This is a genomic window from Marinactinospora endophytica, assembly GCF_054780875.1.
Map to the genome: position 1 here is coordinate 23,410 of NZ_BAAGVM010000004.1, position 14,538 is coordinate 37,947.

At 71.5% G+C, this 14,538-nt stretch carries 11 protein-coding genes; 3 read left to right on the forward strand and 8 right to left on the reverse strand.

All coding sequences use genetic code 11. The annotated features are described in order from the left end of the window. Nucleotides 1-6 precede the first annotated feature (6 nt). The 3 genes from ACYVHU_RS09070 to ACYVHU_RS09080 all read right to left on the reverse strand — a co-directional run bounded on the left by ACYVHU_RS09070 (nt 7) and on the right by ACYVHU_RS09080 (nt 3,350). Nucleotides 7-1,410, reverse strand: a complete 1,404-nt coding sequence (locus tag ACYVHU_RS09070) for an NAD-dependent malic enzyme (protein ID WP_078761421.1) — start codon at nt 1,408-1,410, stop codon at nt 7-9. Between the two features lie 178 nt (nt 1,411-1,588). Next, nucleotides 1,589-2,293, reverse strand: coding sequence for a cytidylate kinase-like family protein (locus ACYVHU_RS09075; protein WP_498948103.1), 705 nt, complete (start codon nt 2,291-2,293; stop codon nt 1,589-1,591). A gap of 121 nt (nt 2,294-2,414) precedes the next feature. After that, on the reverse strand, nt 2,415-3,350 hold the full coding sequence (locus ACYVHU_RS09080; RefSeq protein ID WP_078761423.1) for a tetratricopeptide repeat protein: 936 nt from the start codon (nt 3,348-3,350) through the stop codon (nt 2,415-2,417). A gap of 366 nt (nt 3,351-3,716) precedes the next feature. Between ACYVHU_RS09080 and ACYVHU_RS09085 the strand changes: the two genes are divergently transcribed. Continuing rightward, complete coding sequence (locus ACYVHU_RS09085; RefSeq protein WP_078761424.1) at nt 3,717-4,085, forward strand: hypothetical protein; 369 nt, start codon at nt 3,717-3,719, stop codon at nt 4,083-4,085. Between the two features lie 12 nt (nt 4,086-4,097). On the opposite strand, the gene icmA is transcribed toward ACYVHU_RS09085, so the two are convergent. Together icmA and ACYVHU_RS09095 are read right to left on the reverse strand one after the other, a co-directional pair. Further along, nucleotides 4,098-5,795: a coenzyme B12-dependent isobutyryl-CoA mutase large subunit gene (gene icmA, locus ACYVHU_RS09090; protein ID WP_078761425.1), complete on the reverse strand. Its 1,698-nt coding sequence runs from the start codon at nt 5,793-5,795 to the stop codon at nt 4,098-4,100. Nucleotides 5,796-5,860: 65 nt separating this feature from the next. Next, nucleotides 5,861-6,388, reverse strand: coding sequence for a MarR family winged helix-turn-helix transcriptional regulator (locus tag ACYVHU_RS09095; protein ID WP_078761426.1), 528 nt, complete (start codon nt 6,386-6,388; stop codon nt 5,861-5,863). A 423-nt stretch (nt 6,389-6,811) separates the two neighbouring features. Here ACYVHU_RS09095 and ACYVHU_RS09100 point away from each other — a divergent pair, with 423 nt between their 5' ends. After that, on the forward strand, nt 6,812-8,764 hold the full coding sequence (locus ACYVHU_RS09100) for a glycoside hydrolase family 18 chitinase (RefSeq protein ID WP_078761427.1): 1,953 nt from the start codon (nt 6,812-6,814) through the stop codon (nt 8,762-8,764). A gap of 253 nt (nt 8,765-9,017) precedes the next feature. Continuing rightward, nucleotides 9,018-10,712: a glycosyl hydrolase family 18 protein gene (locus ACYVHU_RS09105; protein WP_078761428.1), complete on the forward strand. Its 1,695-nt coding sequence runs from the start codon at nt 9,018-9,020 to the stop codon at nt 10,710-10,712. A gap of 86 nt (nt 10,713-10,798) precedes the next feature. On the opposite strand, the gene ACYVHU_RS09110 is transcribed toward ACYVHU_RS09105, so the two are convergent. The 3 genes from ACYVHU_RS09110 to ACYVHU_RS09120 form a co-directional block, all read right to left on the reverse strand. Continuing rightward, nucleotides 10,799-12,160 carry an MFS transporter gene (locus tag ACYVHU_RS09110; protein WP_498948105.1) on the reverse strand — a complete coding sequence of 454 codons (1,362 nt, stop codon included), beginning with the start codon at nt 12,158-12,160 and terminating at the stop codon, nt 10,799-10,801. A 99-nt stretch (nt 12,161-12,259) separates the two neighbouring features. Further along, nucleotides 12,260-13,204: a methylmalonyl Co-A mutase-associated GTPase MeaB gene (gene meaB, locus ACYVHU_RS09115; RefSeq protein WP_078761429.1), complete on the reverse strand. Its 945-nt coding sequence runs from the start codon at nt 13,202-13,204 to the stop codon at nt 12,260-12,262. Nucleotides 13,205-13,291: 87 nt separating this feature from the next. After that, the gene (locus ACYVHU_RS09120; RefSeq protein WP_498948106.1) at nt 13,292-14,479 is read right to left on the reverse strand and encodes an acetyl-CoA C-acetyltransferase; all 1,188 of its coding nucleotides are present in this window, start codon (nt 14,477-14,479) and stop codon (nt 13,292-13,294) included. Between the last annotated feature and the right edge of the window lie 59 nt (nt 14,480-14,538).

Below are 14,538 nucleotides of genomic sequence, written 5' to 3' on the forward strand. Positions count from 1 at the left end.
CGCACGTCAGATCTGGGCCTGGCCCTCGCGCTGCGCGACCTCGCGCACCGCCTGGGCGACCCGCTGCGACAGGTCCTGGTGGAACACGCTCGGGATGATGTAGTGCGGTCCCAGCTCGTCGTCGGTGACGACGGCGGCCAGCGCGTCGGCCGCGGCGACCATCATGTCGGAGTTCACGGTGCGGCTCTGGGCGTCGAGCAGGCCCCGGAACACCCCGGGGAAGACGAGCACGTTGTTGATCTGGTTCGGGTAGTCGCTGCGACCGGTCGCGACGACGGCGGCGTGCAGGTGGGCGATCTCCGGGTCGATCTCGGGGTCGGGGTTGGCCAGCGCGAAGATGATCGAGTCGTCGTTCATCTCGGCGATGTCCTCGCCGTCGAGCAGGTTGGGCGCTGAGACGCCGATGAAGACATCGGCACCGCGCACCGCGCCCTTGAGGTCGCCGGCGTAGCCGTCGGGGTTGGTGTTGGCGGCGATCCACTCGAGGTTGGAGTCGAGGTCGGCGCGGCCGCGGTGGACCGCCCCGTGGATGTCGCAGACGACGATGTGCTTGGCTCCCGCGTGCATCAGCAGCTTGAGGATCGCGGTCCCGGCGGCGCCGGCGCCCGACATCGTGATGCGGACGTCGCCGAGCTCCTTGTTCACGACGCGCAGGGCGTTCTTCAGCGCGGCGAGCACGACGATCGCGGTGCCGTGCTGGTCGTCGTGGAACACCGGGATGTCCAGCAGCTCGCGCAGCCGGGCCTCGACCTCGAAGCAGCGAGGCGCGGAGATGTCCTCCAGGTTGATGCCGCCGAAGCCGGGGGCGATGACCTGGACGGTGCGGACGATCTCGTCGACGTCCTGGGTGTCCAGCGCGATCGGCCAGGCGTCGATGTCGGCGAACCGTTTGAACAGGGCGGCCTTGCCCTCCATGACCGGCATGGACGCCTCGGGGCCGATGTTGCCCAGCCCCAGCACGGCCGACCCGTCGGTGACGACCGCGACGCTGTTGCGCTTGATCGTCAGGCGGCGGGCGTCCTCGGGGTTGGCGGCGATGGCGGAGGAGACGCGCGCCACACCCGGCGTGTAGGCCATGGAGAGCTCGTCACGGTTGCGCAGCGGCACCTTCGACTTGATCTCGATCTTGCCGCCCAGGTGCATGAGGAACGTCCGGTCGCTGACCTTGTGGACGGTGACCCCCTCGATCGCCCCGAGGGCGTCGACGATCGCCTGCGCGTGGTCGGTGTCGCGGGCGGCGCAGGTGACGTCGATGCGGATCTTCTCGTGACCGGCGGAGGTGACGTCGAGCGCCGTGACGATACCCCCGACGTGCTCGACCGCGTGGGTCAGGCTGCTGACCGCACTGCCTTGTCCGTCCAGTTCCAGGCGGACGGTCATCGAGTAGGAGACGCTGGGAAGGGTGGCCACGAAAAGCTCCTCATGTTCACGGATGTGCGCGCTGGGCGCACCTTCATGGTGCCACTACCAGCGCTTGACCTGCGCGACGACCACCGTAGCGGGCATTCCATGACACTTCGGTTCCGCCCCTCGGACGTCTGTTTCCGCCCGTCGGGCCGCCCTGAGTGAAAAGCGACACACTCCGGCGCTACCCCTCGCCGGCCCGCTCACGGGCGAGCCGTTCGACGACGTCCACGCAGGTGTACAGGGGGACCGCGGTGGAGTCGAGGACCAGGTGGTACAGGCTCGGCTCGGCGGCGTCGGCCCGGTAGAAGCGCTGGACGTAGGCCGCCCGGGCCCGGTCGTTGTCCTCCAGCTCGCGCATCGTCGGCGGGCGCCACTCGGGTTCGTCCCCGACACGGCCGCGCATCAGCGCCTCCTCGTGCGCGGCGTCGCGCATCGCCGCGGCCTGCTTCAACCGCCGTTCCTTGGGGCCGTCCAGGCGGACGTGCAGCGCCGTGGGGTGCCTGGCCAGCAGGATCGCGGCGGCGCGGCCGAGCACGACACCGCCGACCCTGCCGACGGCGCCGATGAGCTGTTCGGTGTGGGCGACGAAGTCCCGGGCGTGGAGCAGCCTCCCATCGGCGTCGCAGACCCCCGCGAAGGTCGTGTCGGCGCCGCGGAGGAGGTCGCCTCCCGGAACCCGGCCCGCGCTGGCCAGCAGGCGGCCGATGCCCGTGGGCGCCCGGTCGTCGCGGGCCAGCGCCTCCGCCAGCGTGCACCCGATCCGGCGGGCCACCGCGCTGGGGATCGCCCGGTCCAGGAAGGGCACCTCCAGGCGTTCGGCGACGGCCGGGGCGACCAGGCTGCCGCCCGCTCCGTAGGTCGCGGAGATGGTCACCACGCAGGTCATCAGACCACCGCCTCGGTAGGACCCGGGCTCCTTCTGCCCAGGTCCTACCCCCTATCCCCGCGGGTCAGACCGGTGGCGCGGGTCCGCGCGCGACCGCGCCCCCGCGAACCGGCCCCGGTGCTTAGAAGAGCGCGGAGGTGAGGGCGCGGCGGGCCTTGGCCACCCGCGGGTCCCCCGGCGGCAGCACCTCGAACAGGCCGAGCAGGTGGGTGCGGGCGCGGTCGCGCTCCTCGTCGCGGGTGCGCCGGACGGTCTCGACGAGACGGGCGAAGGCGTCCTCGAACTTGCCCCCGTACATGTCGATGTCGGCGACCTTGCACTGGGCGTCGACGTCGGCGGGGTCGTCGGCCGCGGCCTTGCGCACGGCGTTGGCGTCGAGCCCGTGGACCCGGGCGATGAGCCGCACCTGGGCGAGCCCGGTCTTGGCGGTCTCGTCGCCGGGGTCGGCTTCGAGCAGACGGGTGTAGACCTGCTCGGCCGCCGCGTAGTCACCGCGCTGGACGGCGGCGGCGGCCTCGGCCTGGGCCGAGGAGCCGGACGGTTCCTCGGGCTGCCCGGGCGCCTCCTGCTCCCCCAGCCCGGTGTAGTCCTGCGGCAACACCCCCTGTTGGCGCAGACCCTCGAAGATCTGGGAGAGCCACTCGCGCAGCTGTTCCTCCGTCGCTCCACCGGTGGGCCCCGGGACGACCTGGCCGCCGATGACCATGGCGACCATGGGCACCGTCGGGGCGCGCAGCGCCTGGGCGAGCTGCGGGGTGGCCTCGGTGTCGATCTTGGCGAGGAACCACTGGCCGCCGGCGCCGACGGCCAACCGGTCGAGGGCGGCCTCGACCTGCTTGGCCTGTTCGGACCAGTTGGCCAGGACCGCCAGGACGACGGGGGCGCGCAACGACCGTTCGAGGACCTCGGTCTGGAAGTTCTCCTCGGTGATGTCGATCGCGTAGGGGTTGGCGGTACCGGAGGACGCCTCGGCCTGCCGTTTGGCCTCGCGTTCCAAGGCCGCCTTGCGAGCTCCGAGGTCGACCGCGCTCTGCATGGAGAAGTCCGAAGGCTGCATGTGTCCCATCCTGCCGTATTCGACGCGGGCCCGCCCAACGCCGCGTGGGGCCCGGCCCCTCGGCGTCCCCCTTCCCCTCAGGAGCGCGACATCTCTCCGTCAATGCCGTCACTCCCGGCGACCGAATGCGACACTGGGTAATCATTCGGTTGTGCCTACCGGAGGATCGCATGCCCAGTTCGTCCCCGTGGAGCCGAGCCGGTCTGGTGGCCGTCGCCTGCGCGACCGCGCTGGCCACCGGAGGCCCGGCGGTCGCCGCCGCGCCGGGGACACCCTCCGCTCCCCTGCCGGGCGAGGAGGGGGGAACCGGAGGACCGCCGCCCCTGTTACGGCCCGCACTGGACCACCACGGTCGCCGATGGCCGGGTGTGGCGGGTCCACGGGCGGTACTGCCCCGACTGGGCCCCCGACAACCGCGTCCCCGTGCACGCCCGTCCCACGCCCGACAGCGAGGTCCTCGACCATCTCGACGTCTTCGCGGAGTCGTGGTTCCACTGTCAGGAACGAGGAGCCTTGACGCGCCTGGGTCCGGCGTCGAGCACCTGGTGGGCGGCCGCCGAGTCCCCCGGACGGGTCCGCGGCTGGGTCAGCCAGGTCTACTTCCGTGGGGCGCCGGACGACACCCCCGACGGTGGCCTGGAGTTCTGCCGCGCCGACGACCGGCGCGGCATGTCCCGGACGGTGCCCGATCCGGTCCCGGTGGCCGTCCCCTGGCGCCACGCCGGGGGACGGTGAGGGGCGCCGGGGTCAGAAGCGGGGGTCCTCGGTGTAGGTGCCGAACTCCTCGCCCATCGTCGCGCAGATCTCGCCGAGCGTCGCCTCGGCGCGGACCGCCTCCATGATGAAGGGGATCAGGTTGGGCCGGCCGGGGTCGCGCACCGCCGTGAGCAGGGAGGCCAGCGCGGCGTCGACGGCCGCGCCGTCGCGCTCGGCCCGGCGCCGGGCGAGCAGCCGCCGCTGTTCGCGTTCGACCTCGTGTCCGACCCGGAGGATCTCCAGCTCGCCGGAGACCGTGCCGGTGTGGCAGTTGACCCCGACGACGCGCTTGTCGCCCTTCTCGACCGCCTGCTGGTAGCGGAAGGCCGACTCGGCGATCTCGGAGCTGAACCAGCCCTCGGCGATGCCCGCCAGGATGCCCGAGGTCATCGGTCCGATCTCGTGCTCCGCCTGCTCGCCGCCCCCCATCCGCAGGATCCGTTCGAAGATCCGCTCGGCCTCGGCCTCGATCCGGTCGGTCAGCGCCTCGACGTACCAGGAACCGCCGAGCGGGTCGGCGACGTTGGCGACGCCGGTCTCCTCCATGAGCACCTGCTGGGTGCGCAGCGCGATCTCGGCCGCCTGTTCGGTGGGCAGCGCCAGCGTCTCGTCCAGCGCGTTGGTGTGCAGGGAGTTGGTGCCGCCGAGTACGGCCGCCAGCGCCTCCACCGCCGTGCGCACGACGTTGTTGTAGGGCTGCTGGGCGGTCAACGAGACGCCGGCGGTCTGGGTGTGGAAGCGCAGCCACTGCGCCTTGGGGCTGGTGGCGCCGTAGCGGTCGCGCATCCAGCGGGCCCAGATACGCCGGGCGGCGCGGAACTTGGCGATCTCCTCGAAGAAGTCCACGTGGGCGTCGAAGAAGAACGACAGGCCCGGCGCGAAGGTGTCGACGTCGAGCCCGCGGGACAGGCCGAGTTCGACGTAGCCGAAGCCGTCGGCGAGGGTGAACGCGAGCTCCTGGGCGGCCGTCGCGCCGGCCTCGCGGATGTGATAGCCCGACACCGACAACGGTTTGAAGGCGGGGATCTCGGCGGCGCAGTACTCCATGAGGTCGCCGATGAGGCGCAGGTGCGGCTGCGGGGGGTACAGCCACTCCTTCTGCGCGATGTACTCCTTGAAGATGTCGGTCTGGAGGGTCCCGTTGAGCGAACCGGGATCGACGCCCTGGCGTTCGGCCGCGACCAGGTACATGCAGAACATCGGGACGGCCGGCCCGCTGATCGTCATGGAGGTGGTGATCTCGCCGAGGGGGATCCCGTCGAAGAGGACGTCCATGTCGGCCGCCGAGTCGATGGCCACACCGCAGTGCCCGACCTCGCCGAGGGCGTGCGGATCGTCGGAGTCGCGACCCATCAGGGTGGGCATGTCGAAGGCGACGGAGAGCCCACCGCCCCCGGAGGCCAGGATCATCTTGTAGCGCTCGTTGGTCTGTACCGCGTTGCCGAATCCGGCGAACTGGCGGATGGTCCAGGTGCGTCCCCGGTAACCGGTGGGGTGCAGTCCCCTGGTGAAGGGGAACTCGCCCGGCCAGCCGATGCGCTCGAAACCGGGGATCACGGCCCCTTCGGGCGGCCCGTAGACCGGTTCGACCTCCTCGCCGGAGAGGGTCGTGAAGTCCGCGTCCCGTTTGCGAGCGGCGTCGTAGCGCGCCTGCCAGCGGGCGCGCCCCGCCTCGATGTCCTCAGCCATACGCTAATAGTAGGACTTCCTACTAAAAGTAGGTAGTAGGACGTGCAAGGAAATGCGACGAGCCCTCAGACCGCCCCGGATCCCGCACCGTCCGGGAAGTCCCCGAAGCCGACCCGCAGCTTCCTCAGCGCCACGTGCAGCTCCTGTAGCTCCTCGGCGGAGTAGCAGTCGAGTCCGAAGTCCATGGCGAGCAGGTCGCGGGTGGCGTGTTCGACCACCTCGCGCCCCTCGTCGGTGATCTCGGCCAGGGTGCCGCGGCCGTCGCTGGGGTTGGGGCGCCGCCGGACGAACCCCTGACGCTCCAGGCGGTCGATGGTGTTGGTGACGCTGGTGGGATGGACCATGAGCCTCTCGCCGATCTTGCCGAGCGGAAGCGCTCCCGTGGAGCTGAAGGTCAGCAGCACCAGGGCCTCGTAACGGGCGAACGTCAGCCCGTAGGGCTTAAGGGTGGCGTCGAGCTGGCCGATGAGGATCTGCTGCGCCCGCATGATCGAGGTGACCGCGGCCATCGCGGGCGAGGGACCCCAACGGTGCGCCCAGTTCTCGTGAGCGCGTTCGATCGGGTCGAACGGAAGGTTCAGCGGGTTTCCCACAGGCACACTGTATCGATCCACCGGCATGGGATAGCTCCCCCGCGGTCGTTCAAGCCCTCGCGCCGGCCGACTTCGGCCAATGCGCCGGGGGAATCCCCGCCAGGGCGGTCCGCCCAGCTCACGCGCCCATCACGACGGGGAGTCGGCCCATCACCCACGGCGCCCACGGGAAAACCCCCGAACGCTCATTGACCCTCCGAGAAACTAATAGTTAAGTTTCCTAAAAATTAGAAGCACCGGCTCAGGAGGGCTCCATGCCCATTGCGCGCCGGTCGGCCGAGGAGGCACCGCAGTGCCGCGGACCGCCTCGCCGCCCCACCTCACGTCACCGAACGGTGTCCACCCGCGCCACTCCTCCGCTTCCGGTGATCCCCGGACCGCCGGATTCCCCGCACCCACTCGCGAAGCAGGAGACGTACGAACGTGAGAAGCCCCCGCAAACGATGGCTCGTGGCCGCAGCCGCCGCGCTCCTCGCCCTACCCACCACGCTGACGGCCGCCCCCGCCGCCGCGGCCCCCTCCGACGTCACCGTCGTCTACACCGAAGGCGATCGCTGGAACACCGGCTACAGCGGCCAGTTCACCATCGCCAACGCCTCCTCCGCCCCATTGACGGACTGGACCATCGAGTTCACCCTGCCCGCCGGCGCCAGCGTGACCAGCCTGTGGAACGCGACGATGCGCCGTTCCGGCAGCACCTACGTCTTGACCCCGCCCTCCTGGGGCGCGCCCGTGCCCGCCGGCGGGTCCTACGGCATCGGCTTCAACGGCGCGTTCAGCGGAGGCGAGACCGCCCCGGTGACCTGCACCATCAACGGGGCTCCCTGCGCGGGCGGCGCCGGGGAGGACGACACCACCCCGCCGAGCGCGCCCAGCGGACTGCGGGCGACCGACGTCACCTCCACGTCGGTCACGCTCTCCTGGAACGCCGCCCAGGACAACGTCGGCGTGGCCGGCTACGAGGTCCTCCAGGGCGGGGAGGTGGTGCGTTCGACCGTCGGCACCGCCACCACCGCCACCGTCGGCGGGCTCTCGCCCGACACCGAGTACTCCTACTCGGTACGCGCCTACGACGCCGCGGGGAACCGCTCGGCGGCCAGCACCCCGATCACGACGCGCACCGGGGAACAGGGCGGCGGCCCCGGCCCCGCCGCAGAGGTGCGGGTCGGCTACTTCACCCAGTGGGGCATCTACGGCCGCGACTACCTGGTCCAGGACATGGACCGCAGCGGGACCGCCGAGAAGCTGACCCACATCAACTACGCCTTCGCCAACGTCTCGGCCGACGGGCAGTGCTTCCAGGCCAACCAGGCCGGTGTGGGTGACGCCTACGCCGACTACGGCCGCTCCTTCGGCGCCGCCGACAGCGTCGACGGTGTCGGGGACACCTGGGACCAGGCGCTGCGCGGCAACTTCAACCAGTTGCGGGAGCTGAAGGAGAAGCACCCGCACCTGAAGGTGAACATCTCCATCGGCGGGTGGACCTGGTCGCGTCACCTCTCCGACGCCGCCCTGACCGACGCCTCCCGCGAGCGTGTCGTGCGCTCCTGCATCGACATGTACCTCCGCGGCAACCTGCCGGTGATCGACGGCGCCGGCGGACCGGGGTCGGCCTACGGCATCTTCGACGGCATCGACCTGGACTGGGAGTGGCCCGGCTCGGAGGGCCACGAGCACAACACCGTGCGACCCGAGGACAAGGAGAACTTCACGGCGCTGGTGCAGGAGTTCCGCGACCAGCTCGACGCCCTTGAGGCCGAGACCGGACGCACCTTCGAGCTGACCTCGTTCATGCCCGCCGACCCCGAGAAGATCGACGCCGGCTACGAGGTCGCCGAGATCATGCCGAACTTCGACTTCGTCACCGTGCAGGGCTACGACTTCCACGGGGGCTGGGACAGCGCCACCGGTCACCAGTCGAACCTGCGACTGGCCGAAGGGGACCCCGGGCCCCGGCTGTTCAGCTCCGAGATCGCGGTGGACGCCTGGATCGAACGCGGCGCCAAGGCGGAAGACCTCGTGCTCGGCGTGCCCTTCTACGGACGCGGTTGGAGGGGCGTCTCCGCCGGGCCGGCGGGCGACGGGATGTTCCAGCCGGCGAGCGGGCCGGCCCCGGGAACCTATGAGGCCGGGATCGAGGACTGGAAGAAGCTGAAGAACCTTCAGGGCTATGAGCTGTACCGCGACGACGCCGCAGGCGCCGCGTGGCTGTACAACGGCGACACGCTGTGGACCTACGACGACGAGACGTCGATGGCCCAGAAGGCCGACTGGGCGCAGGAACGCGGCCTCGGCGGCGTGATGGTGTGGTCGGTGGACGGCGACGACGCGCAGGGCAGCCTCATGGCCGCCTTGGACCAGGCACTCGACAACTGACGGTTTCCTCCCGACCGGATCCGGGCCCCTTCCTCTCGGATCCTCGGCGGCGGTCCCGGTGCGGCGGGACCGCCGCCCCCTTTTTCCCGGTGCCGCTATCGATCCATTCCGCTCTCTGTCAAGACAGATCGATGGCCGGTTACGGACGTTGTGCGTAGCACCATTCCCGGACCACTCCATTGACCCCGGAAAAAACTAATAGTTAAGTTTCCTAAAAATTAGCGCCCCGCTCAGAGACGGAGACGCCTTCCCCATGCCCCTGTCCCGCACCCCCCGATCCCCCGCGCGGCTCGCCACGGCGGCCGCGGTCCTCCTGTTGGCGCCCCTCGCCCCGTTGGCCCACGCGCAGTCGGCCGCCGCCGACACCGTGGAGGGACGGGTCACCGTCACCCAGACCGAGAACTCCCGCTGGCCCAGCGGCTACCAGGCCCAGATCACCATCACCAACGGCACCGACGCGCCGCTGGCGGACTGGGCCATCGAGTTCGCGCTCCCCGAGGGGGCGAAGGTCCACCAGATGTGGAACGCCACCCTGGAAACGGACGCCGACGGCTACACCGTCACCCCGCCGCGCTGGGGCGCCACCGTCCCCGCGGGGGGAAGCTACACCTTCGGCTACAACGGCGCCTTCTCCGGCGGCGAGACCGCCTTCACCACCTGCACCGTCAACGGCGCCCCCTGTGACGGCGGGCCCGGCGAACCGGAGGAACCCGAGTACCGCCAGGTCGGCTACTTCACCCAATGGGGCGCGGCCGACCGCGGCTACCTGGTCAAGGACCTCGCCGAGAGCGGGCAGGCCGAACGCCTCACCCACATCAACTACGCCTTCGCCAACCTCGACGAGGACGGGCGCTGCTTCATCACCGACGAGGACGGCCAGGGTGACGCCTACGCCGACTACGGCCAGACCTACGGCGCCGCCGACTCCGTCGACGGCGTGGCCGACGACCCCGACCAGCCGCTGCGCGGCACCTTCAACCAGCTCCGCAAACTGAAGGAGGCCAACCCCGGCCTGCGGGTCAACATCGCGATCGGCGGCTGGGCCTGGTCGGACCACTTCTCCACCGCCGCGCTGCCGGAGAACCGCGAGGCCGCCGTCAAGTCGTGCATCGACCTGTACCTGCGCGGCGACCTGCCCGAGCTCAACGGTGCCGGTGGCGAGGGCGCGGCGGCCGGCCTGTTCGACGGCATCGACCTCGACTGGGAGTGGCCCGGCACCGAGGGCGAGCCCGGCAACATCATCCGCCCCGAGGACAAGGAGAACTTCACCGGCCTCGTGCAGGAGTTCCGCGACCAGCTCGACGAGCTGGAGCGTGAGGAGGGGCGCGAGTTCGGCCTGACCGCGTTCGTCCCCGCCAACACCGGGGCCATCGACGCCGGCTACGAGGTGGACAAGCTGGTCGAGGAGTTCGACTTCCTCAACGTGCAGGGCTACGACTTCTCCGGCGCCTGGGACCGCACCGCCGGACACCAGTCCAACGTCCGGGTGCCCGAGGGCGACCCCGCGGCGACCCCGCGCAGCTACGAGACCGTCATCCAGGCCTACCTGGACCGCGGTGCCGAGCCCGAGGACCTGGTCATGGGCGTTCCCTTCTACGGGCGCGGCTGGACCGGCGTGGAACCCGGCCCGCAGGGCAACGGCCTGTGGGGCGCCGCCCAGGGAGGCGCGCCCGGCGTGTGGGAACCCGGCTTCAACGACTACAAGGTCCTCAAGGAGTTCGTCGGACAGGACGGATTCGAGCTGTACCGCGACGACCACGCCGGGACCGCCTGGCTGTACAACGGCACCGACTTCTGGAACTTCGACGACCCGACGGCCATCGCGCAGAAGGCCGCCTGGGTGCGGGAGAAGGGCCTGTCGGGGATCATGACCTGGTCCCTGGACGGTGACGACGAGCAGGGCAGCCTGGTCCGCGCCTTCGACGGCGAGCTGAACGGACGCGGCTGACCACACGTCCCCGAGACGACAGGGGGAGGCGGCGCGGACGCGCCGCCTCCCCCTCCGCGTCCGCGCCGCCCCTCGACGCGCCGGGCTCAGCCCTGCGCCGCGCCCGGTTCCCCGCCCTTGGTCTCGGCGACGAAGCGGCGCACGAAGAGGAACGACAGCAGCGCCATCCCCGCGTAGACCAGGTAGGTACCCGACAGGCTCCACTCCCGCAGCCCCGGGAAGGAGACCGAGACCAGCCAGTCGGCGATCCACCGCACCGCCGTCGCCGCTCCCAGCGCCGCGGACCTGATCGAGATCGGGAACACCTCCCCCAGGAGCACCCACAGGATGGCGCCCCAGGAGGCGGCGTAGCAGAACACGAACAGGTCGACCGACACCAACGCGACGACGCCCCAGCCCCCCGGCGGGGACACCGCCCCGTCCGCCGACCGCGCGTGCGCGAACGCCCAGGCCGTCACCAGCAGCGCGGCGGCGACGCCCAGGGACCCGGCCATCAGCAGTGGCCGGCGCCCCAACCGGTCGATCAGGAGCAGCGCCACCACCGTGCCGGCGATGTTGACGAACGAGGTCACCAGCGACATGGACAGCGACCGCGCCTCACCGAACCCGACCGAATGCCACAGCGACGTCGAGTAGGAGAAGACCGCGTTGATGCCGACGAACTGTTGGAGGGCCGCGAAGACGACGCCCACCCACACGATCGGCAGCAGACCGGCGGAACCCAGGAGGTCACGCAGACGGGGCCGGGGCGCCGCGCCCCGTTCCCGCCGGATCCTCTCGACCTCCCGCGCCGGGGCGGCGCTCCCCAGCCGCCGCAGACTCCGGCGCGCCCGGTCCAGGCGTCCCGTTCCGGCGAGGAAACGCGGCGATTCGGGAAGGGACAGGCTCAGCACGTAGTACAGGACCGCCGGCACCAGGCCCAGAGCGGGCATCCACCGCCAGGCCGGGAACGGTCCCAGCTCATCGCCCGCGCTGCCGCCCGCCGCCGTGACCGGCAGCAGGTTGACGACCTGTGACACGGTGATCCCCACGACGACCGCCATCTGCTGGAGCGAGGCCATGCGCCCCCGCAGCCGTGGCGGGGCGATCTCGGCGATGTAGGCCGACGTGACGACCGAGGCCACCCCGATCGCGGCCCCCGCCAGGACCCGAAACCCCCACAGCACCGCCGGGGAGGGCGCCGACGCCGCGCCCGCGGCGCCGAGCACGTAGAGTCCCGCGGCCGGCCACATGCCCCGGATCCGGCCGACGTGGTCGGCGATCCGGCCGGAGAAGGCCGCCCCCACGCCGACGGCGCCGGGACCGGCGCCGAAAGTCCCCCCGATCGCGTCCACCGCGCCGTCGACCACCGAGTTGTCGTAACCGAAGACGAACCCGCCCTTGGACGCCGCCGCCGCGTAGTACCAGAGCCGCGCCTCGCCGCCGCGCGCACTCCCCGTTGCCGCCATCGTGCCCTCCCCCGGCGAGCCGACGCTCCCGAGGACATCATCGCCACCGGCGGGCACGCCGCGACGGCGCGGCACGGCGCCCCCGGCTCAGGGGGCGGGTCAGGCCAGGGAGGCGAGCAGCTCGTCGGCTGCGGTGTAGGGGTCGAGGCGTCCCGCGGCGACCCGCGCGCCGAGCTGGTCGAGGTCGGCCCGCCCGTCGAGGTCGCCCGTGCGGGACCGCAACTCGGCGAGGACGATCCCGACGATCTCCTCCCGCGCCCTGGCCCGCCGGCGACGGTCGCCCTCGCCGCTGTCGTCGAGGTAGCGGGCGTGCAGGTCGAGCCGCTCCACCAGCTCATCGACCCCCTTGCCCTCGGCCGCGACCGTGCTGACGACCGGAGGACGCCATCCGCCGGGTTCCAAGGCGGCCTGGGCCGTCATCTGACGCAGGTCGCGCACCGTGGCGCGGGCCCCGTCACGGTCGGCCTTGTTGACGACGAGGAGGTCGGCGATCTCCAGGACGCCGGCCTTGGCCGCCTGGATGCCGTCGCCCATCCCGGGGGCGAGCAGGACCACCGTGGTGTCGGCGTGCGCGGCGATGTCCACCTCGGCCTGGCCGACCCCGACCGTCTCGACCAGGATCGTGTCGTAGCCGGCCGCGTCCAAAACCCGCAGGGCGTGCGGGGTCGCCCAGGACAGTCCGCCCAGGTGCCCCCTGCTGGCCATGGAGCGGATGAACACACCCGCGTCCCCGGCGTGCTCCTGCATGCGCACCCGGTCGCCGAGCAACGCGCCCCCGGTGAAGGGCGAGGAGGGATCGACCGCCAGGACCCCCACGGTCTCCCCTCGGGCGCGCAACGCGGTGACGAGGGCGCTGGTCGAGGTGGACTTGCCGACACCCGGCGCGCCGGTCAACCCGATGACCCTGGCCCGACCGCCGTGCGGCGCCAGCCGGGCCATGATCTCCCGCAGGGCCGGGGAGGCGTTCTCGACCAGGGTGATCGCCCGCGCGACGGCACGCCGGTCCCGGCGCAGCGCGCGGTCGACGAGCTCACCGACATCCATGGGTTCCTCCAGCCAGGTCGGACGGCCCCTCGCGGCCGGTGTCGCGGATCCGATCGGACCCGCGACACCGGATGACGGAAGGGGACCTCAGGACGCGGGAACGCGCAGCAGCAGCGCGTCGCCCTGGCCGCCACCGCCGCACAGCGCGGCGGCGCCCAGTCCGCCACCACGCCGGCGCAGTTCGTGGGCCAGGTGCACGACGATGCGGGCCCCGGAGACACCGATGGGGTGGCCCAGCGCGATCGCGCCGCCGTTGACGTTGACGATCTCCTCGGAGACGCCGAGGTCGCGCATCGACTGCACGGCGACGCTGGCGAACGCCTCGTTGATCTCGATGAGGTCGAGGGCGGAGACGTCGAGCCCCGCCTTGCCCACGGCGTGCCGGATCGCGTTGGAGGGCTGCGACTGCAACGAGTTGTCCGGGCCGGCGACGTTGCCGTGGGCGCCGATCTCGGCGAGGACGTCGCACCCGAGTTCCTCGGCCTTGGCCCGGCTCATGACGACGACCGCGCACGCGCCGTCGGAGATCTGGGAGGAGGAACCGGCCGTGATCGTGCCCTCGGGGGCGAAGGCCGGGCGCAGCCGGGCCAGCGTCTCCTCGGTGGTGTCGGCGCGCACCCCCTCGTCCTGGGCGAAGATCCGCGGCTCGCCCTTGCGCTGCGGGATCTCCACCGGCACGATCTCCGCGTCGAAGCGGCCGTCCTTGATCGCCGCCGCGGCGCGCTGGTGGGAGCGGGCCGCGAACGCGTCCTGCTCCGCGCGGGTGATTCCCAGCCGGGTGTTGTGCCGTTCGGTGGAGGCGCCCATCGAGTCGCCGTCGAAGGCGTCGGTGAGGCCGTCGTGCGCCGTGGCGTCGAGGACCTCGATCGAACCGTACTTGTAGCCGTGGCGGGCCTTGGGCAGCAGGTGGGGCGCGTTGGTCATGGACTCCATGCCACCGGCGACGACGACGTCGAACTCGCCCGCGGCGATGAGCTGGTCGGCGAGCGCGATCGCGTCGAGCCCCGACAGGCACACCTTGTTGATGGTCAACGAGGGCACGTTCATCGGGACGCCCGCCTTGACCGCGGCCTGGCGGGAGGGGATCTGCCCCTGACCGGCCTGGAGGACCTGGCCCATGATCACGTAGTCGACCCGATCCCCGCCGATCCCGGCGCGCTCCAGCGCGGCCTTGATGGCGATCGCCCCCAGGTCGACCGCGGAGAAGCCGGCCAGCGACCCGAGCAGCCGCCCGATGGGGGTACGAGCTCCGCTGACGATGACAGAACCGGGCATGGGCGAGCCTCCATAATGTGCGTCACACCTGATCTGACACCATACATACACGCCGTTCG

Coding starts and splice junctions, on each gene's coding strand:
- ACYVHU_RS09075 (WP_498948103.1), bottom strand. CDS start 2,293: ATGACCTGCGTGGTGACCATCTCCGCGACCTACGGAGCGGGCGGCAGC.
- ACYVHU_RS09080 (WP_078761423.1), bottom strand. CDS start 3,350: ATGCAGCCTTCGGACTTCTCCATGCAGAGCGCGGTCGACCTCGGAGCT.
- icmA (WP_078761425.1), bottom strand. CDS start 5,795: ATGGCTGAGGACATCGAGGCGGGGCGCGCCCGCTGGCAGGCGCGCTAC.
- ACYVHU_RS09105 (WP_078761428.1), top strand. CDS start 9,018: ATGCCCCTGTCCCGCACCCCCCGATCCCCCGCGCGGCTCGCCACGGCG.
- ACYVHU_RS09110 (WP_498948105.1), bottom strand. CDS start 12,160: ATGGCGGCAACGGGGAGTGCGCGCGGCGGCGAGGCGCGGCTCTGGTAC.
- meaB (WP_078761429.1), bottom strand. CDS start 13,204: ATGGATGTCGGTGAGCTCGTCGACCGCGCGCTGCGCCGGGACCGGCGT.
- ACYVHU_RS09120 (WP_498948106.1), bottom strand. CDS start 14,479: ATGCCCGGTTCTGTCATCGTCAGCGGAGCTCGTACCCCCATCGGGCGG.